The sequence below is a fragment of the Psychrobacter nivimaris genome (genome assembly GCF_043419765.1).
Classification (GTDB): Bacteria; Pseudomonadota; Gammaproteobacteria; order Pseudomonadales; family Moraxellaceae; genus Psychrobacter.
Window position 1 is genome coordinate 588,453 of the sequence record NZ_JBHOFX010000003.1, and the last position, 20,755, is coordinate 609,207.

Annotated in this window: 17 protein-coding genes; 13 read left to right on the forward strand and 4 right to left on the reverse strand. The window is 42.2% G+C overall.

The window, feature by feature from the left end; genetic code table 11:
- Nucleotides 1-6 precede the first annotated feature (6 nt).
- From ACHEVO_RS09230 to ACHEVO_RS09265, 8 genes are all read left to right on the forward strand, one after another.
- Nucleotides 7-1,587 carry a transcription antitermination factor NusB gene (locus tag ACHEVO_RS09230; RefSeq protein ID WP_394124698.1) on the forward strand — a complete coding sequence of 527 codons (1,581 nt, stop codon included), beginning with the start codon at nucleotides 7-9 and terminating at the stop codon, nucleotides 1,585-1,587.
- 4 nt (nucleotides 1,588-1,591) lie between these two features.
- Entirely contained in the window at nucleotides 1,592-2,077 is a 486-nt protein-coding gene (locus tag ACHEVO_RS09235) for a hypothetical protein (protein WP_290178166.1), read from the forward strand.
- Nucleotides 2,078-2,118: 41 nt separating this feature from the next.
- Nucleotides 2,119-3,540, forward strand: coding sequence for a threonine synthase (gene thrC / locus ACHEVO_RS09240; RefSeq protein ID WP_394124699.1), 1,422 nt, complete (start codon nucleotides 2,119-2,121; stop codon nucleotides 3,538-3,540).
- 325 nt (nucleotides 3,541-3,865) lie between these two features.
- Nucleotides 3,866-4,963, forward strand: coding sequence for a LysM peptidoglycan-binding domain-containing protein (locus tag ACHEVO_RS09245; protein ID WP_296210590.1), 1,098 nt, complete (start codon nucleotides 3,866-3,868; stop codon nucleotides 4,961-4,963).
- Nucleotides 4,964-5,038: 75 nt separating this feature from the next.
- Complete coding sequence (gene dprA, locus ACHEVO_RS09250; RefSeq protein ID WP_394124701.1) at nucleotides 5,039-6,289, forward strand: DNA-processing protein DprA; 1,251 nt, start codon at nucleotides 5,039-5,041, stop codon at nucleotides 6,287-6,289.
- 117 nt (nucleotides 6,290-6,406) lie between these two features.
- Entirely contained in the window at nucleotides 6,407-7,036 is a 630-nt protein-coding gene (locus ACHEVO_RS09255; protein WP_394124702.1) for an L-threonylcarbamoyladenylate synthase, read from the forward strand.
- A 290-nt stretch (nucleotides 7,037-7,326) separates the two neighbouring features.
- A complete protein-coding gene (locus tag ACHEVO_RS09260) occupies nucleotides 7,327-8,337 on the forward strand; it encodes a TIGR01777 family oxidoreductase (protein ID WP_394124703.1) in 1,011 nt (336 codons plus the stop codon).
- 86 nt (nucleotides 8,338-8,423) lie between these two features.
- Complete coding sequence (locus ACHEVO_RS09265; protein ID WP_296210597.1) at nucleotides 8,424-9,557, forward strand: metallophosphoesterase; 1,134 nt, start codon at nucleotides 8,424-8,426, stop codon at nucleotides 9,555-9,557.
- 32 nt (nucleotides 9,558-9,589) lie between these two features.
- Here ACHEVO_RS09265 and ACHEVO_RS09270 read toward each other — a convergent pair whose 3' ends face one another.
- Nucleotides 9,590-11,002 carry an alpha/beta hydrolase gene (locus ACHEVO_RS09270; RefSeq protein ID WP_394124704.1) on the reverse strand — a complete coding sequence of 471 codons (1,413 nt, stop codon included), beginning with the start codon at nucleotides 11,000-11,002 and terminating at the stop codon, nucleotides 9,590-9,592.
- Nucleotides 11,003-11,435: 433 nt separating this feature from the next.
- On the opposite strand from ACHEVO_RS09270, the gene grpE reads away from it, so the two are divergent.
- Entirely contained in the window at nucleotides 11,436-12,035 is a 600-nt protein-coding gene (gene grpE, locus ACHEVO_RS09275) for a nucleotide exchange factor GrpE (protein ID WP_057762215.1), read from the forward strand.
- Nucleotides 12,036-12,218: 183 nt separating this feature from the next.
- On the forward strand, nucleotides 12,219-14,159 hold the full coding sequence (gene dnaK, locus ACHEVO_RS09280; RefSeq protein ID WP_057762214.1) for a molecular chaperone DnaK: 1,941 nt from the start codon (nucleotides 12,219-12,221) through the stop codon (nucleotides 14,157-14,159).
- 243 nt (nucleotides 14,160-14,402) lie between these two features.
- Here the strand turns inward: dnaK and ACHEVO_RS09285 are convergent, their stop codons facing one another.
- Nucleotides 14,403-15,212, reverse strand: a complete 810-nt coding sequence (locus ACHEVO_RS09285; RefSeq protein WP_394124705.1) for a methyltransferase domain-containing protein — start codon at nucleotides 15,210-15,212, stop codon at nucleotides 14,403-14,405.
- A 71-nt stretch (nucleotides 15,213-15,283) separates the two neighbouring features.
- Entirely contained in the window at nucleotides 15,284-16,516 is a 1,233-nt protein-coding gene (locus ACHEVO_RS09290) for an 8-amino-7-oxononanoate synthase (protein ID WP_394124706.1), read from the reverse strand.
- Nucleotides 16,517-16,820: 304 nt separating this feature from the next.
- Here ACHEVO_RS09290 and ACHEVO_RS09295 point away from each other — a divergent pair, with 304 nt between their 5' ends.
- From ACHEVO_RS09295 to ACHEVO_RS09305, 3 genes are all read left to right on the forward strand, one after another.
- Complete coding sequence (locus ACHEVO_RS09295) at nucleotides 16,821-17,360, forward strand: porin family protein (RefSeq protein WP_201547565.1); 540 nt, start codon at nucleotides 16,821-16,823, stop codon at nucleotides 17,358-17,360.
- 214 nt (nucleotides 17,361-17,574) lie between these two features.
- The gene (locus ACHEVO_RS09300) at nucleotides 17,575-18,069 is read left to right on the forward strand and encodes an NfeD family protein (protein WP_394124707.1); all 495 of its coding nucleotides are present in this window, start codon (nucleotides 17,575-17,577) and stop codon (nucleotides 18,067-18,069) included.
- A 16-nt stretch (nucleotides 18,070-18,085) separates the two neighbouring features.
- The gene (locus ACHEVO_RS09305; protein ID WP_057762202.1) at nucleotides 18,086-18,946 is read left to right on the forward strand and encodes an SPFH domain-containing protein; all 861 of its coding nucleotides are present in this window, start codon (nucleotides 18,086-18,088) and stop codon (nucleotides 18,944-18,946) included.
- A gap of 77 nt (nucleotides 18,947-19,023) precedes the next feature.
- Here the strand turns inward: ACHEVO_RS09305 and hemN are convergent, their stop codons facing one another.
- Complete coding sequence (gene hemN / locus ACHEVO_RS09310; RefSeq protein ID WP_394124747.1) at nucleotides 19,024-20,517, reverse strand: oxygen-independent coproporphyrinogen III oxidase; 1,494 nt, start codon at nucleotides 20,515-20,517, stop codon at nucleotides 19,024-19,026.
- Nucleotides 20,518-20,755 lie beyond the last annotated feature (238 nt).

Sequence of the window (20,755 nt, forward strand, 5' to 3'; positions counted from 1 at the left end):
AATTTAATGAGACAAAACAGTACTGCGCCTAGAAACAATAAGCTCAAACCATCAAGCAATCTTATTATGAATGGCAGCGTACGCGTGCGTGTGATTCGTACCTTACTGGCTATTCAAAATGGTCAGTCGCTCTCAAGCGTCCTTGATCCATTGTTGAATAGTCTACATGATGGTGACAAAGGCTTTGCTCATGCGTTACTGCTCACGACATTGCGCCAATGGCACGCGCTGGCACGTTTGCTCGATAGCTTAGCAGACAATCCTATCGACGAGATTGAGGTGCGTACCACCATTCAAGTAGGCTTAGTACAGTTGCTTTACTTAGAAGTGGCTGACCATGCTGCAATTCATGAAACCGTTGAGGCTGCAAAAGAGATTGAGTTCGCTCACTCGACTGGTTTGGTGAATGCTATTTTGCGTAAGGTCGCTAAGAATCCAAGCAAATTCCGTAAGAAGTGCGATAAAAAACATAGTCTACCAAATTGGCTTGCTTACCAGCTTAAGCAAGATTGGAGCGAGCAGTATGATGAGCTGACACAAGGCTTACGCCAACCAGCACCGATGTTTTTACGAGTGAATTCGGCGGTTACTTCGGTAGAGGATTATCAGCATGCATTGGATGGCGCAGAAATTGATGCAGATATCGTCGAGCTAACGACTGGTTTTAATGTAGCAAACTCATCAGAGTCTGCCACTTCTACCACGCTATCAACCAAAGGTCTTAGACTACATCAAAGCACTGCCGTTAACGCTTTGCCTGATTTCGCCTTAGGAACGGCTAGCGTACAAGACATGCATGCTCAGCTCGCTGCACCAATTATTAATCAAGCATTGATGGCTAAACTTAGCGCTGAAAAATCTGATACGGAAAATACGAATAATGAGATACATATTCTAGATGCTTGTGCAGCACCTGGTGGTAAATTGGCTCACTGGTTAGAGCTTATAAGCGCTAATGATGAATCATCGTTGTTTCACGTGAAACAAGACAATAATGAGATATCATCTGAAACGTCACCTGCGATTACTGATATCAAGGTAACGGCTATCGATAACGAAGCACCACGTATCGAGCGTATTCGTGAGAATTTACAGCGCCTAAATCTGAGTCAGCATGATTTGCAGCAAGCAGATAACAGCATTGGATTGAACATTGTCTGTGCAGATGCGACCAGATGGCAGCATGGCAAGAATAAAAAAGCAGCGACAAATGAATCAGTATTTGATGCGATATTATTGGACTCTCCTTGTACCGCGACTGGCGTGATTCGTCGTCATCCTGATATCAGTATCTTGCGTACCGAAGAAGACATCGAGCAAACGGCGCTGCTACAAGCAGACATCTTGCATAATCTATGGCCACAACTCAAAGCTGGTGGTTATCTGCTGTACGTGACATGTTCTATCTTAAAGCAAGAGAACGTCGAGCAAATGCAGGACTTCATCACTCATCATAATGATGCGGTAGCGATTGAGTTTACCGAAGATTGTAGTTGGGGTATCGAACAAGCGATTGGTCGTCAGTGCTTACCGATTGATAGCGTGAATGGTGATGGCTTCTATTATGCGCTGTTGATGAAGAGTTAAAGTAATGACTACTCAAGCTAAAAAAGTATTGGGTGATTTGCGGCAGTCATACTTAATGTTAGAAAATGAAACGAATTATGAGAGTTTTAGAGTACTATGGGTTGCTGCTATTACTCTAGCGAGAGCAATTGGACATATATTAGATAAAGTTGACTCTCTACAATCTGAACTAATGAAAATAACTGTCAGTAATAAATGGAAAAGTCTTAAAGAAAACAAAGAAGCAGCAGCTAATAAAATATTCTTTGAGTTCATTGAAGATGAAAGGAATAAAATTCTAAAAGAATATGAGTTTGGACTACTGTCTTCCCCTATTGATTTATTTGTTGTAGATACTGACTCTATTCCTAGTAAATTTACGTTGGGTGATGGGATTTATATACCTTTACAAAATGGATTTTATGTTGGGACTGATTGTAGAGACGTTCTAGCTGAAGCTATTCAGTGGTGGGAAGAGTACATAAACGAGATAGATGTAGAAATAAAATAAATTTACTATTCAGTAGCTAGAAAAATTGACAGGACAATCTAATGAAATATATCAGTACCCGTGGTCAGACAGCGCCGATGGATTTTAGTGATGTGCTTTTGATGGGTCTTGCCCCAGACGGTGGTTTGATGTTGCCTGAGCATTATCCAAATATCGATAGTGCAACCCTTGATGAATGGCGTACGCTCAGCTATCCGCAGCTTGCGATGGCGATTATGCAGTGTTTTGCCACTGATATTCCTACGGCTGATTTGCAAGATCTTATCGAGCGCACTTATACCGCTGAGGTGTTTGGTTCTGAAGAGATTGTTCCTGTCCGCAAGCTCGAAGACAATTTGTATATTCTAGGATTATCAAACGGTCCGACATTGGCATTTAAAGACGTTGCCATGCAGTTTTTGGGCAATGCCTTTGAGTATGTGCTTAAGAAAAAAGACGCGCGTATTACGATCATTGGTGCAACCAGTGGTGACACGGGTAGTGCAGCAGAGTATGCATTGCGCGGCAAAGAAAATATCGAAGTCTTTATGCTGTCACCTCATGGCAAAATGAGTGAATTCCAGCGTGCGCAGATGTATAGCTTGACCGATGATAATATTCATAATATTGCTATCGATGGTATGTTTGATGATTGCCAAGACATCGTTAAAGCGCTACAGCAAGATGCTGAGTTTAAGGCCGCTTATAACCTAGGCACGGTAAACTCTATCAACTGGGGTCGTATCCTAGCGCAGATTGTTTATTACTTTAAAGCTTACTTTGCGGTCACGACGAGCAACGATGAAAAAGTCAGCTTTAGCGTACCATCAGGTAATTTCGGTAATATTTGTGCCGGTCATATCGCTCGTGAAATGGGACTGCCAATTGACCGTCTGATTGTTGCAACCAATGAAAACGACGTTTTAAATGACTTCTTCAATCAAGGCGCTTATCAGCCGCGTCCGACTGAAAAAACCTATGTAACCTCTAGTCCGTCGATGGATATTTCAAAAGCCTCTAACTTTGAGCGTTTTGTTTATTTGCTATTAGAAAAAGACAGCGTACGCGTTCATGAGTTATTTGAAGGGGTGAAATCTGGTCAAGGTTTCGATTTATCTGAGCTAATGGAAGCAGTTAATAATCGCTATGGCTTTGCTGCTGGTAAATCTACTCATAGCGACCGCTTGCAGACTATCAAAGCGCTTTATGAGCAGCATGGTGAATTGGTTGACCCACATACCGCAGACGGAATTAAAGTCGCCAAAGAGCTACAGCTAGATGGCGAAATCATCGTTTGTGCAGAGACAGCATTACCCGTTAAGTTTGCGGACACTATTGTTGAGGCTATTGGTCAGATAGATATCGCTCGCCCAGCACATACTGAAGGGTTAGAAGATTTATCACAGCACGTAGTGGTACTGGAAAACAAGGCTGAACTGGTTGCTGAACAAATTCGCCAACATGTCGCACCGAATTCTGCTTAAGTAACTACGGTCTTTAGGCTTCTTATCAACAAGGAAAAGTATCCGTGTAAAAGTTACACCATTGTAATAAAGTGTTTATGATTGTGTTATGGTAGATATAATTGTAATATTAGAAACGGCGTCAGCAAGTCATCATCGTGCTAGGCGCTTTTTTAGGAATTATTCTAGCCAATTACACTGAACAGTTACCCTGTAATTTTCATAAGAATTTTATTAATAAGTTACTGATATAGTTAAATTTTTATTAATTTAAAGTGTTTTTACAGTGATAAGTTAAGTACGGTTCTTTATGATAAGCACAGTGGTACATATTGTGGATATAACGATGAAGATGAGCTTAAAAAAGATAGCAAAAGCACTGTTAATTACGACGTTTAGTAGTGCCATGTTGATGACCACAGCCCACGCAAACAATCCACCACCTACTATCAAGGCAGACGCACCCAATCGTTATATCGTGAAAAAAGGCGATACATTATGGGATATCTCAGGTCGTTATCTAGATAGCCCTTGGCGTTGGAAAGAAATTTGGGCCACTAATAAACAAATTAAAAATCCAAACCTTATTTACCCTAATGATGTTCTCATCCTTTGTGTGATTCAAGGTAAAACGCTAATTGGTGTTGATACAGGTGAAGGTTGTGCTGGCGTTGAAAAGCAGCTTACTGGGAATGTAAGTACAAGTACTGTGGCTCTTACCTCGACGGCTAACAGTGTTCCTCCTATTCCATTATCTGCTATTCAGCATTGGCTTGATAAAACACTTATCGTTAATCCTCAAGACTTTAATACCACGCCTTATATTTTGGCTTCTAAAAACCGTAACTTGATTACTGCGAGCGGTGATAAAGTCTATGCTAAAGGCGTACCGCTTATCGTGGGTCAGCGTTACGGAGTCTACCGTGAGGGTGAGCTATATGTAGACCCCAAAACGCAAGAAGTGATGGGTTTAGAAGTTACTCAGGTAGCGACTGGTCTTGTTACTTCTACAGAAAGTAATGGTGTGACTAGCTTGCAGCTTATTGATAGTTATGGCAAAGAAGTACGTGAAGGGGATCGCGTATTCGTAGAGTTAGATAACGCTATTCCTCCTGTCTTTTATCCAACGCCTGCAAGTGTTAGTCGCGGCGGTATGATCGTACGTGTGATGGACTCTATCAGCTCGGCTGCGAAGGGGAGTGTGGTCGCCATCAATTTGGGTAGCTTACAAGGTGCTAAGCCGGGTGATGTGCTGACGGTTTATCAAAAAGGGCCTTTGGTACGTGATACTAAGGACAATGACACACCGGTACGTCTACCAAACGAGCCAAGTGGTATGGTGATGGTTTTTAATACCTTTGACCACATCAGCTATGCTTATGTACTTGATTCTGAGTTACCACTTAATATTGGCGATCAGTTATTACCACCTCCTTATTTATAAATAGCTATAAGGTTTTATTAAGCAATATATTAAACTAAATACTAATCTAAGCTTGCCTATACGAGACAGATGACAATGACGGCAGTCACCTCTTCTTTATCCGACGATCAGCGCGCTATCTTAGCGCTGTGGTACGAGGTGAATGCGTCATTATCTGCTTATCACAAATTGATCACTTCTTTCGGTTATCCGCAGCTTGCTTGGCAAGCTAAAGTAGAGGCATGGAAGCAGCTCGGTATTCACCACACCCATCTCAAACGTCATGAGCAGCCAGAGCAAACACTTGCCAATATCGATAAGATTCAGCAAGCATTGATAGATGGGCGCTATGGTCTGCTATTCGCTGATGACGCCGATTATCCTGCCCAACTTTCACAAATCTACGACCCACCGCCCTTATTATTTTATCGTGGGGATAGCGCGCGCCTACATCAAGCACAAATAGCTATAGTAGGTAGCCGCAAACCCACCGCGCATGCGCAAAAAATAACGTTTGATATGGCGCAGTACTTAGCGCAAGCAGGTTATATCATTACTAGCGGTCTAGCTATGGGTGTAGATAAACGCGCACATTTAGGTGCATTAGCACAGGCAGACCCTGACTATCAGGGACGGACGGTTGGTGTGATGGGTACGGGGATCGATGTAAACTATCCCAATCACCGGGATCAGTTATTTATTCAAATTGTTGAGCAAGGTGGCTGCATTATTAGTGAGCTACTACCACACACTCAGCCGCATAAACATACTTTTCCGCGTCGCAATCGTTTGGTAGCTGGGCTGAGTCTCGCGACCATCGTAACGGAAGCGACAATCAAAAGCGGCTCGCTTATCACAGCACGTCTCACGTCTGAACAAGGTAAACAGGTCTTTGCCATTCCCAGTCATATTGACAATAGCAATGCAGAAGGTTGCCATCATTTAATACGTGAAGGTGCGACCTTGGTTTATCATCCTCAGCAAGTACTAGAAGACGTCAACGGTCAGCTTGACTATGATAAAGGCGCTTATAGAACAGCGAACGCTACCAATTCTATTAGTAATCACTCTAATATTAATCAGACTTCCGATGCGTTTGATATAGAGAAAAAAGCAATCAAATCTACTAGCCAGCAACCATCCTCTGATATAAAGCCTGCGCGCAGCACAGTCATTGTGCCTGAGAATTTAGCTGCAATTTATGAGCAGCTTGACTGGCATGGGCAAGATTTAGATGCGCTTATTAGTGCAACCAAGCTTGCACCGCCGCAGTTGATTGGTCAGCTAATGGAGCTTGAGTTAATGGGTCTTATCAGCGAACAAGGTGGACGATATTTACGCATTTAAAATATTGCAAATATTCCTTATTGGACACTGGCATAGATAGCCCTTAGTTATAGACTCTCCTAGACAATATCTTTCTTGTGGTATTATTAGAATTTACTTCTACGAACCATTTAAGTCATGAGCCAACCTACACCTCTTATTACTAATTCTGCCATCCAAGCTGCTAAGTGGCTAAAAGAAGGACAACTGCTCGCGTACCCCACAGAAAGCGTTTGGGGTATTGGTTGCGACCCTTATGACCAAGCAGCTGTTCAGCGTATTTTGGATATCAAACAACGTCCACAAGCCAAAGGCATGATAGTCGTCACTGATAGTGTGTCTCGCTTAGCCCCTTTACTAGCATCCTTAGATGATGTTCAGCGCCAGCAGGTTATTGATAGTTGGCAGACAGACGATAGTAGAGATGAACAGCACAATCGCCAAGCACATACTTGGTTGTTACCGATTCCTCAGCCGCTTGCGAGCACTGTGCCCACTTGGATTACCGGTCAGCATGAGACTATTGCTGTTCGAGTTATCTCGCATCCTACAGTTCGTCAGCTTTGCCAACAGATGGTCAGTGAAGAGAATCCATTTGGTCTATTGGTTTCTACAAGCTGCAACCCATCAGGGCAAACGCCTGCTAGCACTTTTGAAGCCGCCTATGCTTATTTTGATGAGCAAATTGGTTATTTGCAGGGCGATACTTTAGGTTATACCTTACCTAGCCAGATTCGTGACGCAACAACAGGTTTCGTCGTTCGATAGCGTTGTCTATACAAACTCTTAAACTTCTCAGAAGCGATTGCTTGCAATGCAAAGTGATAGGTGTCGCTGTGCCTTATCTAATTGAGCATTTATAAATTAACCATTTGCTAGCTTGCCTATTTGCTCACCTTCCTTTACCAAAAGTATGTAAAAGTCGTTTTGATAAAAACCACAAAAAAGCAGACGATGGTCATAACGGTCTGGTTTTTATTGAACGATAAGTACTTCAACAATAAGCAACTTAACGATAAGTCATAGTGGCGATATTTGAGGCATATGGGGAGTAGGGCATGAAGGTTTTGATTAGTGGCGGTTCAGGGTTTTTGGGAAGTGCGTTTAGTCGAGAGCTAATGGCACGGTCTCGCGCGCAAAATAAAGACGTAACGATTACTTGGCTAACTCGTAATAGTAGTCAAACACACCCCGATGATATCAATATGATGACTTATGACGAGCTTGTGATGTCTGATATGAGCTTTGATGTCATACTGAATTTAGCAGGTGCGGGGATTGCTGACTCTCGTTGGAGCGATGAGCGCAAAGAACAGTTAATGGCGAGCCGTATCAAACCTACTCAGTCGATACTGGGTTTTATCGCACGTGCTAGCACAAAGCCTAAGTTACTGGTGAGCGGATCAGCAATCGGTTGGTATGGTACGCAAGGCGATAAGCCACTGACTGAAAACAGCGATTATGAGACAGATTTTGCTCATACACTATGTGATGAATGGGAGCAATTAGCGCTTAAAGCGACCGAACACGATGTTCCTGTGGCTATCGTCAGAACAGGTGTGGTTATTCATCCTGAGGGCGGAATGGTGGCTAAACTGTTGCTACCATTCAAACTTGGTGTCGGTGGACAGTTGGGTGATGGACAACAAATCATGAGCTGGATTAGCCGTGAAGATTGGGTTAGTGCGGTCATCTTTATTATCGAGCAGCAACTTAAACTTACTAGCGACTCAGATGTCAATCACCCCAATAGCTTAGCTCAAGATAGTACACCTATTAATGACAGCACTATCAAATCTGCAAGCGGTACCGCAAATGATACAAATGCAGTCGTATATAACCTTACTGCTCCGAATCCTGTGACCAATCATACTTTTACCAAAGCACTTGGCTCATGGCTACATCGCCCCACCTTTTTTACTTTACCAGAGTTTTTGCTTAAGCTGATGTTTGGCGAAATGTCGACCTTACTTATCGATGGTCAAAAAGTGCTGCCACAAGCGCTATTAGACGCAGGTTATTCGTTTAAACACTCGACACTGCAGCAAGCATTAGAAAACCAAAAATAGTTATATGGGTGTTGTTTCATGTGAAACATTAGAGCTTATTTTCTGATAATCACTTACTGAACTGTATTTATATCTAAGGGCGGTCCATGCGTTACGCATTTTTCTTTACCATCTTTCTACTATTACAATTGTTTAGCTTAGGTACAGTATTGAGCATACAGTGGTGGCTTCAGCCTTGGATAACGCCAACATTACAAACAGTGATATGGGTCAGTGTATTTATTATTACTAATGGTCTATTAGTATTGAGCGTAAAGAGAGCATTTGCTAACAGTTATCGCTGGGTTAGTGGGTGGATGCTGATCATGCATTTTATGATACTGACAGCGTTGGCAGTGAGTCTACTCTACGGAGGGTATTTACTAATAATTTCTTTATCAGGCACTACGTTGCACCAATCGAATGAGATGACTATAGGGCTAAGAGTACTAGCGCTATTCCTATTTATAGGATTATTTATTTATTCGCTATATAATGCCTATGCTCCTGTTATACGCAAGCTGTCTATTAAGATAGATAAACCTTTAACCAAGCCGCTACACATTGCAGTTGCTAGTGACTTGCATATAGGGCGATTATTTGGTGTGAGAGCCATAGATAGATTGCAGCAACTTATGATTCGCTCTGGTGTAGATATGCTGCTGATGCCAGGGGATATTATGGATGATAATACAGATGCCTTTAATGAATATCATATGGAGCGAAACTTAGCAGAACTGTGCCGTAGTCTGCCACGTGGTGTCTATGCGACATTGGGTAATCATGATTTGTATGGTCATGAGCGACCTATTAGCGAAGCGCTGCAAAATGCAGGTATACAATTGTTAAACGATGAGGTGCTCTGTATCGAGCATGAGGGTCAACCAGTATGGTTAGTTGGACGTTTTGATAATCATAAACGTCAACGTGTAGCAACTACCAATCTACTTGCGCAAGTAGATACGTCGCAGCCAGTGATATTGTTAGACCATAGACCGAGTGATATAGCTAATCACAGTCAATTACCTATAGATTTACAAGTCTCGGGACATACCCACAACGGTCAAGTATTTCCCGCTAATTTTATCGTAAATGCTATTAATCGATTAGGCTATGGCTATGAGCAGATTGGTAAAGGACACTTCGTCGTGTCCTCTGGTTATGGTTTTTGGGGAATTCCCTTTCGATTGGGATCGCGCTCAGAGATTTGGTTAATTACACTATCTGGTAATACAAATTAGTTATAGAAACCGATAATTAGCTAGCAAGCGGTCTATGCAGCTAACCGCGATTGTGTACTGATGATCTCACGTACAAAGCTGCTAAACCCATGAATGATATTGTTTGTCTCTTGTCCAAGACCTTGGTGAACACTCATAAAGTGAATAAAGCCATGCGGTGCACCAAGCACAGTATACGTCTCTACAGCAACGCCGTAACCTTTCAGCTGCTTTGCATAAGCAAATGCCTCGTCACGCAATACATCGAGCTCAGAAGCCACAATGTAAGTTGGGCAAACTTTACTATTATCACCGAGCATAGGTGAGTTCAGTATATGCAATCGGGGCAGCGGACTATTTTCCAAGCAAGCAGCATCAAATACTGCTACATCAGCATGATCTAATAGTAGACCCTCACCATATAGCTCCCAACTAGGATAATCTGTTTCAATATCAGTAACTGGATACAAAGGCATCTGCGCTAGAGGTTCGGGTAGTTTTTCTAATAGATTAAACGTTTTCTGACCATCTATCCCTAGGTCTGCCCATGCGCTTTTGCTCGGTGCGGTCAGCTGCTGCGCGATTAAAGTTGATAAACCACCACCTGCGCTATCACCTGCTAAAACGATACGAGAAGGTAATGCGCCCAATATGTGACAGTGCTCAACCAACCAATCATACGCAGTGATACAGTCTTTTAATGCTGCTGGAGCAGGGCATTCAGGCGCTAAGCGATAATCGACACTAACCACAGACCAGCCAGTCTGCTCACATACCGCATGACAGAACTCATGATGTGTATCGACATCACCAATGCAGAACCCACCACCATGAAAAAACAGCATGACTGTTTCATCAGGATTATGGATACGTTTTCTTCTAAAACCAGATTTTTTGCCGCCTGCTTTATAGCAACGAACAGTCATGTCGCCATTATCCGCATTGGCAATCGTTTCATCTTTCCAGCTAATAGGTGAATCACTTTTTTTAGTGAAGGGCTTTATATTGCTTAGCATAGTCGTATTGGCTTGTTGCCATACTCTAGGTGATTGCATGGCTACCGCATCAGCAGTAAATCTCTCACGCAATTCGGGCATTGGGGTTAATTCTAACGGCGTTTTGAGGTAGCTATTTACTGCAAGGATGAGACGCAGGTGAGCGTTTGCATGTAGGTATTGTTTTGAATTAGGGCCTTTAAGGTAACCAATTACCCCTTCTAAAATAGGGTCTGGTAAGTAGCCCAGACTTTTCATTGCATAGTGCAATGTATGCGGCTGATAGTTTGCCACAGGGTTATAAGCGAGTATTTTTTCTTTAACGCTCAGACGTTTTTCTAATGAGTCATACGTTTGTGCATCTTGGTTCGATGACTCTCTTGACGCTGGATTTTCTTTTGACGCTAAGTGCAATGTCATCAATGCTTTATTAAGCAAAGTATTGATAGATAAATTTTTTGAATTAGACATAACAGCTCTCATAAATGATTTTCAGCGTGCATTTGAATGTAGGCGATAATATTTATAGCAATGATAAAATAGCTAGCAGAATAATAGAGTATCGTTTGGTAATAGCTTGATTAATAAGCGTAAAGCAATTGGAATAAATAGCGGTTTTTTGTTCTTTTTGTGAGCAAATATTGAGATTTATTGACATGGGACAAAAATGTTTGACGCATCGTATTAATGACACTTCACGAATATTTGTCATAAATGGTAAAAATTCCTTTGCTCTAGGCTTGAAATTTGTCCTCATCACCTTTATCAAGCAGCTATTGAAGCGTATTAAAAAAACAATGAGTCAGAAACATCGAGCATTTAATAAAGGCATAGTAGGGCTAGTAATTATTCGGTCTACTGTGCCGTCTCTTAATCTTCATTATTGAAATTCCAAGGAGCTATCATGAGCGAGCAAAACCCGAACCACGAAAATCTTGACCAAAATGTGGCACATGAGAATATTGATCACAATGACAGTATCTTAGAAGAAACCATGAAAGAGTTTGATCCACAGAATAATTCAGGTGAAGAAACGACTATCGAAAACGAAATCAACCTTGATACTTTCAAAGCACGTATTGCTGAGCTAGAAGGCGAAGTAAAACAAGCCAAAGAAGGTACTGCCCGCGCTAATGCTGAAGCTTATAATGCGCAAAAACGCATGGAGCAAGAAGCGGATAAGAGCAAAAAATTCGCACTACAGAAATTTGCTAAAGAATTGTTAGACATCGTTGACAATTTAGAGCGCGCTATCGAAAATGCCGATGCCAATGATCCAGTCGCTGAGGGTGTGCAATTAACGCACAAAGCATTGGTTGCAGTATTGACCAAAAACGGCGTAGAAGTGGTCGATCCACAAGGCGAAAAATTCAACGCTGACTTCCATGAAGCAGTGGGTATTGACCCAGAAGCAGCGGCAGATACAGTGGGTACGGTCTTACAAAAAGGCTATAGCCTAAACGGTCGTCTATTGCGTCCGGCCATGGTTCGTGTTGGTCAGTAATATTTTTAGGGCTAAACCCTACTAATATGAAGGTTTTTCACAAAAAATGACATGAAACACAGTTTTTGCGTGATTATCACCTTGAAAAATACAACGGGTAAACCGATATATAGCAACAAGTGACCGACTACGGTCTGGATAAATAAGTATTTATAGTTCAAAACAAATTAGGAGCAATTGATTATGGGTAAAGTAATTGGTATTGATTTAGGTACTACTAACTCGTGTGTAGCAGTAATGGAAGGTGACAAAGTTAAAGTCATCGAAAATGCTGAAGGTACTCGTACAACACCATCAATCGTCGCTTATAAAGATGACGAAACGCTTGTTGGTCAGTCAGCTAAGCGTCAAGCAGTAACCAACCCAAGCAACACTTTGTTTGCGATTAAGCGTTTGATCGGTCGTCGTTTTGATGACAAAGTCGTACAAAAAGATATCGGGATGGTTCCTTACAAAATCGCTAAAGCAGACAACGGCGATGCATGGGTAGAAATCAATGGTAAAAAGCTTGCGCCACCACAGGTTTCTGCTGAAATCTTGAAAAAAATGAAAAAAACAGCAGAAGATTATCTTGGTGAGAGCGTGACTGAAGCAGTTGTAACTGTACCTGCTTATTTTAATGACTCACAGCGTCAAGCAACTAAAGATGCGGGCAAAATCGCTGGTCTTGATGTAAAACGTATCATCAATGAGCCAACTGCTGCTGCACTTGCTTATGGTATGGACAAGAAGCAAGGCGATAGCACTGTTGCTGTATATGACTTAGGTGGTGGTACTTTCGATATCTCAATCATCGAAATCGCAGACGTAGACGGTGAGCAACAGTTCGAAGTACTAGCGACCAACGGTGATACTTTCCTAGGTGGTGAAGACTTTGACTCAGCATTGATTGACTTCTTAGTTGCTGAATTCAAAAAAGAGCAAGACGTTAACCTAAAAGGTGACTCTCTTGCGATGCAGCGTCTAAAAGAAGCGGCTGAGAAAGCGAAGATTGAGCTATCAAGTGCACAAAGCACTGAAGTAAACTTGCCATATATTACTGCTGATAGCAGTGGTCCTAAGCATTTGGTTGTAACTATCAGCCGCTCGAAACTAGAGAGCCTAACTGAAGAATTAGTACAACGTACAATGGGTCCTTGTAAGACTGCACTTGAAGATGCTGGCCTAAAAATTGGCGACATCAACGATGTAATCTTGGTCGGTGGTCAGACTCGTATGCCACTAGTACAGCAAAAAGTACAAGACTTCTTCGGTCAAGAGCCACGTAAAGACGTGAACCCTGATGAAGCAGTTGCAGCTGGTGCAGCGATTCAAGGTGCCGTATTGTCTGGTGACAAAACTGACGTATTGCTACTTGATGTAACGCCATTGACCCTAGGTATCGAAACGATGGGCGGTGTTATGACACCAGTTATCGAGAAAAACACCATGATTCCTACTAAGAAATCACAGGTATTCTCAACGGCTGAAGACAATCAGCCAGCTGTAACGATTCAGGTATATCAAGGTGAGCGTAAAATCGCTAATCAAAACAAAATGCTTGGTCGTTTTGACTTGACGGATATTCCACCAGCACCACGTGGCCTACCGCAAATCGAAGTGTCTTTCGACATCAATGCTGATGGTATCATGAACATCTCTGCAACGGATAAAGGTACTGGTAAAGCGCAAAGTATCCAAATCAAAGCGGATTCTGGTTTGTCGGACGAAGAAGTCGAACAAATGGTTCGCGATGCAGAAGCCAATGCTGCTGAAGATGAGAAGTTCGCTAACTTAGCGCAAGTTCGTAACGAAGCAGATGGTCGTATTCATGCCGTACAAAAGGCGCTAAAAGAAGCAGAAGATAAAGTCACTGATGAAGAAAAATCAACAGTAGAATCTGCTATCACTGAGCTTGAAGCTGCAGCGAAAGAAGATGACCATGACGAAATCAAAGCCAAGCTTGAAGCATTAGACAATGCATTCTTGCCAATCAGCCAAAAAATCTATGCTGATAGCGGCGCTGGTGCAGAAGGTATGGATCCAAGCCAGTTCCAACAAGGTGCAGACGATGCTGGTAGCAACAAAGCTGATGATGACGTCGTTGATGCTGAGTTCACTGAAGTAGACGAAGACAAAAAATAATACCAAATCCAAAAACGCGATTAGCTGTGTCAAACTCGCTTAGTCTACTCAATGTAGTACTTACGCTCGTTTTCCTTGCTACTCAAGTTTTTGAAAATGGTATAGTTGATACAAATCGATAACTAGTTAAATTAAAAAACGCATCCTTCGGGGTGCGTTTTTTTATGGCTGCTATTTCTAACTGTTGTTATGCCTATTAGCCACCGTTCCTACTAGCCACTATTTTTACTATCAGTTAATAAATTAAGGTTTAAACGCGCTCACTATGAGCACTTCATAGGTTAAATTAACCACGAGCTGTCCTGTGTTATCCTTTTCTGAAAAAAGTTGCCAATAGTCTGACTCAAATTGCTGTAGACGAGACTTTGTCCATATAAAGGTTTGAGTATCGTCTGATTGTATTTGCGTTTGATTGGTCGATACGCCAGTGAGCTTCATATGCTTTAGGATAGCGTAGGGGGTAGGAAATGGTAAATCAAAGCGCTGAATTGAAAGTTTGATATTCTTAAAGCCAGCACCATCTAATGCCAATTGCCATTCGTCGATATCTGGGTAGTGAAGTCCTTGGCCAGTAAGAGTCTTAATTTGCAAAAAGTTATTTGGTGTAAACGTACTAAAGACTAGTTGTCCTCTAGATTGTAAACGCTGCGTTGATTGCGTGACGAAACTCAACGGACTATCAAACCATTGCACGGCATTGGCACTAACTATCAAGCTATGATTTTCTGCTAAATCTATGGTTTCAGCATCACCAATAATGATTTCAGCAGTTGGCAGTATTGATTGCAATGTAGCTGTCTGCTCATCACATAACTCATTGATGATCCAGTGCTCGCTCTGTATATGCTCAGCGAGTAGGCGAGTCATTTGACCTGTACCTGCACCCACTTCTAGCACACGGGCTTGTTCGGTATTAGCAATACTGTCTAATAAATACTGACAAACGATCTGCTGAACATTGGCATGCTGGTCATAGTCGCTTGCATTGGCAAAGTGGCGAGCGATGGTTTGTTTTCTAACACTGAGGTCATTAGCTGTGTTGAGTGTTGTCATATGCTTTATTATGTCCAAGTGCGCCAGTTATCTATCAATAGTAAGAGTAAAGTTTTTGTCAAACGATAAGGTTACAACTGCTGTATCAATCGCTCGCAGTCTTCGTTAGTCAGTTTGGCATTCATAACTAAGCGAATGCGAGCAGTATTTGTAGGCACAGTAGGTGGCCTGATAGGTAGCGCGTAAAATCCAGCGGCTTGCAACTGTTGTGCTTTGGCAAGGGTACTCGCGTTATCGCCTAATATATAAGGAACGATAGGGGATTCATAGTATATATCTTGCAAGGTTGGCGATACACGGTGCCGTGTGTCAATGGCTCGGCTAAGCGTGGTAGATAACTGTGCTAGATGCGCACGTTGGTCAGTTAAGGTCGGCATCTTTGCTAAAATAAATCGTGTCCATGCATGGTTTATCGGAGGGAGTGCGGTACTAAAAATCAGTGGACGCATGGCATTGATCAGCCATTGTTTGACGATTTCATCACACATTATATAAGCACCCACTGAAGCAAATGCTTTACCAAAGGTACCCACCAAGTAGTCAATATCCGCCAAGGTATGTGTTTCTTCCGCCAACCCTAGACCTGTATGGCCAAGCACTCCAACAGCATGTGCTTCATCGACATAAAGCTCAATACGATCATCTTTGGATTTCAATTGTACTAGTTCAGGCAAGTCAGCACGGTCACCATCCATACTAAATATACTCTCGGTGACAATAATGATGCGTTCAACCGTCTCGTCTGCTTGTTCAATACACTTGGCCAAATGTTCATAATCGTTGTGACGGTAACGACGATAGGTGACAAGTTTACTTTGGCTCAGGCGCAGCCCGTCGATGATGCTGGCGTGTACTAGTTTGTCAGCCAAAATGAGCGTCTTGACTGGCAAAGTTGTTAATGCTGGCAAGATACCCAGATTGGCATGATAGCCACTGTTTAAGACCAGCACTGACTTCGAATCGGTTAAACTCTGTTTTTCTATGGCGATTTGATACCAGCTTTGTAGTTCTTCTTCTAGAGCTTCTAACTGTATATCGTTGCCTGTTAATAGGCGTGAGGAAGTGGCACTCATTTTAGGAGTGTGTGTAACAGATAGCTGTCCCACTTGAGCTAGAAATTGAGCTTGCAGCTCAGTATCACCTCCTAAGCCAAGATAATCATTACTCGCAATATTAAGTAAAGCCTTACCATCGCTAATCACATGTCGCCCGTCATGCTTTAGGTTTGGTAATTGACGATACTGCTGCTTTGCTTTTAAGTCTACAAGTGCGCTTTGCAAGCGCTTAGTGATAGAATTTTGCATTTTCTCTCTCTAATTATTGTTATATCAGCCATGGTTAGCTGACTTGTCTAGCAAGAAAACTGTGAAATGAGTACGGATTATTGCATAAACTGAGTGGATGTAACAAAAGGTTTCATATCTAAGCCTTTGTAACCCACACACTGATAAACACTTTCAAATCTTAACTTTCATACCATTAAACACTGACAGAGTGGCTGAAATAGTTTGTTACTATGTATTCATCGTTAGCAGACAAGGCGATAGGGCCACAAGGCCAATATAAATAAATAACTTGTTTGTCCAAATTTCTTTCAAGGAGCTAATAATGAAAACTCTACAAAAAACAATACTTGCACTAGCAACTGGTTCTTTACTTTCTGTAGGTGCACAAGCTGCTGTTAACTATGGCAACGGCTACACAGGTCAGCCATATGTTGCTGCTAAAGTTGGTCAGTTTGATCTAGATGTTGATGGCGCTGATGACCCAACTGCATACGGTGTAACTGCTGGTTATAACTTTGATCCTAACTTCGGTATCGAAGCAGAATACGTAGGTTCAGATGATGCTGACTATAGAGGCGGTGACATCGATGCTAAGACATACGGCGCTTATGGTACTTACCGTTATGCATTCCCAAATAGCGGCTTATACGCAAAAGGTAAGCTAGGTGTTGCAAAAACTGAAGTAGAAGCTAACAACACTAACTTTGCTGGTGCTTCTGACTTCTCAGACGACGATACTAATATCGCTGGTGGTGTAGGTCTTGGTTACGCAGTAAACTCTGACTTCAGTGTTGAAGCTGAATACGACATGCTAGGTAGCGACGCTGATCTTATGACTGTTGGTGCACAGCTAAAATTCTAATTACTTAGAAAATAAGCTTTTAGCTAAACAGCTATAATAAAGAAACGATCACTTTAAGTGGTCGTTTTTTTTGCTTAAAATTTATGCAGAAGCTTTTAGGACGGTAATTTATAAGTAGCTAATAGGCAATATATCATTATCGTTAAAGCGTTGTTATCCTTAAAAATGTGCTACATTAAAAACTGGAATGATAAAGACAGGAATGGTGGCAAGGATGGAGATACTTTGGATGATTGAACCTTGGCATTGGTTAGTATTAGGCTTCTTATTATTAATCGTTGAGATGTTTGTACCGACGTTTGCCAGTCTGTGGTTTGGTGCCGCTGCCATCATCGTTGCAGCGCTATCATGGCTGTTGCCTATTTCTGTTTCTGTTCAGATTATCGTCTGGTTAGTGCTCTCTGCTGTGTTCTTACTGGCTTGGTTCAAGTTTATCAAACCGTTGTCAGTAGATCGTACCAAAGCTGGGCTAGGCGGTAGTGTCATAGTTGGTGAAGTGGGGATGATTATCGTGTCACCGCAGCTAGATAAAGCTGGAACGGTCAGATTTAGTGTTCCTATCGTTGGTGCGGCTGAATGGATGTGCCGTACGAGAGGGGAGCAGGTGGCAATCGGCGATAGAGTGGTAGTGACGGATATCGTTGGCAACGAGCTGATTGTGAGCAGTACAAAAGCGCAGACAGCGATGCATAAAAGTATGCAGGTATAATAATAAGGGATGAGTTATGGAAAGCTTTAGTATTGTCATGGTGGTATTGATTGCACTGGTGGTATTCACTGTTTTTAAAGGCGTACGCATTGTACCGCAAGGTTATAAATGGGTAGTTCAGAGACTGGGTAAGTATAGCCAAACGCTAGAGCCTGGACTCAACCTCATCATCCCTTATGTAGATGATGTGGCTTATAAAGTAACGACCAAGGACATCGTACTCGATATCCCGTCACAAGAAGTCATTACTCGTGACAACGTCGTTATTATTGCAAACGCTGTTGCTTATATTAATATCGTGCGTCCTGACAAGGCGGTCTATGGTATCGAAGATTATGAGTACGGTATCCGTAATCTAGTACAAACGTCATTGCGCTCAATCATTGGTGAGATGGATCTTGATAGTGCATTGTCCAGTCGCGACGAGATCAAAACCAAGCTAAAACATGCGATTTCAGAAGACATCGCAGATTGGGGTATTACTCTTAAGACAGTAGAGATTCAAGATATTAATCCTTCGCAAACCATGCAAGCGTCTATGGAAGAGCAAGCAGCGGCAGAGCGTTTACGCCGTGCAACCGTGACCCGTGCTGATGGTCAAAAGCAAGCTGCTATCTTAGAAGCGGATGGTCGCTTGGAAGCGTCACGCCGTGATGCTGAAGCGCAGGTGGTACTAGCCAGAGGTTCTGAAGAGTCGATTCGTTTGATTACTAGTGCGATGGGCGAGGAAGAGATGCCGATCGTATACTTGCTAGGTGAGCAGTATATCAAAGCGATACGAGAGCTGGCTGAATCTGATAACTCCAAAATGGTGGTACTACCAGCAGATATCTTAAGTACCGTAAAAGGTATGGTGGGTGATAAATTAAAAGTGTAAAAGTCATAGCAACATTAAAAAAAGACCTCGTTTGAGGTCTTTTCTATGTTTAATAACTGGACTAAAGTTTCGCTAACTTAGATAACTTTCGAAAAGCGGTTTTGGTGTTTATTTTCTAAGTATTCATCAAATACCATGGCGACGTTACGACCAAGCAAGCGACCTCTAGGTAAGACGCGAATACCTGCTGCATCCATATCAATCAGTCTGTCATCTTGCATAGCGCCCAACTGCTGAATCTCATTAATAAAATAGGTGATGGCATCGATACCAAATTTTTGATTCACATCTTTAAAATCGAGATAGTCATGACACAGTAGGTTCATGATGACGTATTCACGCAAGCGATCTTTAATAGAGGTTTTTATGTACTTTACCGCAGGCATGACAGTCGGATTGATTTTCGCCATATCAATCTTGGCTTGATAGCTCTGTAGATCAGTATCGTTTTGCAAAATATAGCGCGTATTGGCATTAGAAATCTGACTGATTGATGAGACACCAAAACCTAATAAGTCACAGTCACCCATGATAGTGTAACCCTGAAAATTACGATGTAATTTACCTTCGCGCTGGGCGATAGCCAACTCGTCATCAGGTTTGGCAAAATGATCGATACCGATATATTGATAGCCAGCTTCGGTCAATGTGTTAACAGTACTGCCGAGCATCGTCAGTTTGGCAGCTGGACTGGGCAAGTCTTCATCTTTTATCTGACGCTGGGCTTTAAATCGCTCAGGCAAATGCGCATAGTTAAAGACTGACAGGCGATCTGGCGACATCTTGATGATACGATTTACGGTTTTGTACAAAGTATTAGGTGTTTGATGCGGTAAACCATAAATCAAATCAATATTGATAGAGCGAAAACCAAGCTCACGTGCTTCTATTAGCACGCTTTCAATAAGCTCTGCTGAGTGCACACGATTAACGGCGATTTGTACCGTTTCGTCTAAATCTTGCACACCTAAGCTGATACGATTGAAACCGAGATTACGTAATATCTGTAGGGTGTTTTCACTCAGCTCGCGAGGATCAATTTCGATAGAATAGTCACCTTTATCTTCTGGCAAAAACTCAAACTGAGTCTGTAAAAACTCCCATAAGTGCACCATCTCTTCGTCGCGCAAAAACGTTGGTGTACCACCGCCTAAATGTAGCTGTTTGACCAATGGTTTGTCGCTGCCTTCTGGCGCAGATAACAAACGGCGCTTATGAGTAATTTCAGCGATTAAATACTGCAAGTAATCGCCAGAATCACTGTTTTTTTTGGTAATAATCTTATTGCAAGCACAGTAGTAGCAAAGGTGGCGACAAAACGGTATATGAAAATATAGCGACAAAGGAGCGCGCGCTTCACGATTCTGCAGGATTTTCGTCTCAAGGCCAATAGCTTCAAAGCTGTTTGTTTCAAAGCTATCTGGTATTGGCGTGAACTCTAGAGCTGTCGGATAAGATGTATAACGTGGCCCTGAGCGATTGTACTTATTGATGATTGCCTCGTCAAATGCTGGTAGCTGCTTGCTAGTAATGCTGCCGCGTGTACTGGCATAAGGGTTGTCAGGCTGCATAACAGGGCGCACAGTCGTGGGCGGCTCGTCCGCACGGTTGTAGGGCTGCTGAGTGTTCTGTTCTGAATAGTCTGTCATGCGATATTCCTCGTTTTTACTCTAGATACTGCTGGTTTTTATATGATCAATGATTTCGGATTTGGTGTTTATTTTTCGTTTGTATCAATGATTAATAATAAGATTCGAATACGTCATCGGCAGCAGTATGTATCGCTAAATGTATAGTAGATAGTATAAC

Bases quoted from the DNA above. Each gene is read 5' to 3' on its own strand.
- ACHEVO_RS09295 (WP_201547565.1), top strand. From the start codon at position 16,821: ATGAAAACTCTACAAAAAACAATACTTGCACTAGCAACTGGTTCTTTA.
- ACHEVO_RS09300 (WP_394124707.1), top strand. From the start codon at position 17,575: ATGGAGATACTTTGGATGATTGAACCTTGGCATTGGTTAGTATTAGGC.
- ACHEVO_RS09290 (WP_394124706.1), bottom strand. From the start codon at position 16,516: ATGCAAAATTCTATCACTAAGCGCTTGCAAAGCGCACTTGTAGACTTA.
- ACHEVO_RS09285 (WP_394124705.1), bottom strand. From the start codon at position 15,212: ATGACAACACTCAACACAGCTAATGACCTCAGTGTTAGAAAACAAACC.
- thrC (WP_394124699.1), top strand. From the start codon at position 2,119: ATGAAATATATCAGTACCCGTGGTCAGACAGCGCCGATGGATTTTAGT.
- hemN (WP_394124747.1), bottom strand. From the start codon at position 20,517: ATGCAGCCTGACAACCCTTATGCCAGTACACGCGGCAGCATTACTAGC.
- ACHEVO_RS09230 (WP_394124698.1), top strand. From the start codon at position 7: ATGAGACAAAACAGTACTGCGCCTAGAAACAATAAGCTCAAACCATCA.
- grpE (WP_057762215.1), top strand. From the start codon at position 11,436: ATGAGCGAGCAAAACCCGAACCACGAAAATCTTGACCAAAATGTGGCA.
- ACHEVO_RS09260 (WP_394124703.1), top strand. From the start codon at position 7,327: ATGAAGGTTTTGATTAGTGGCGGTTCAGGGTTTTTGGGAAGTGCGTTT.
- dnaK (WP_057762214.1), top strand. From the start codon at position 12,219: ATGGGTAAAGTAATTGGTATTGATTTAGGTACTACTAACTCGTGTGTA.
- ACHEVO_RS09270 (WP_394124704.1), bottom strand. From the start codon at position 11,002: ATGTCTAATTCAAAAAATTTATCTATCAATACTTTGCTTAATAAAGCA.
- dprA (WP_394124701.1), top strand. From the start codon at position 5,039: ATGACGGCAGTCACCTCTTCTTTATCCGACGATCAGCGCGCTATCTTA.
- ACHEVO_RS09305 (WP_057762202.1), top strand. From the start codon at position 18,086: ATGGAAAGCTTTAGTATTGTCATGGTGGTATTGATTGCACTGGTGGTA.
- ACHEVO_RS09235 (WP_290178166.1), top strand. From the start codon at position 1,592: ATGACTACTCAAGCTAAAAAAGTATTGGGTGATTTGCGGCAGTCATAC.
- ACHEVO_RS09255 (WP_394124702.1), top strand. From the start codon at position 6,407: ATGAGCCAACCTACACCTCTTATTACTAATTCTGCCATCCAAGCTGCT.
- ACHEVO_RS09245 (WP_296210590.1), top strand. From the start codon at position 3,866: ATGAAGATGAGCTTAAAAAAGATAGCAAAAGCACTGTTAATTACGACG.
- ACHEVO_RS09265 (WP_296210597.1), top strand. From the start codon at position 8,424: ATGCGTTACGCATTTTTCTTTACCATCTTTCTACTATTACAATTGTTT.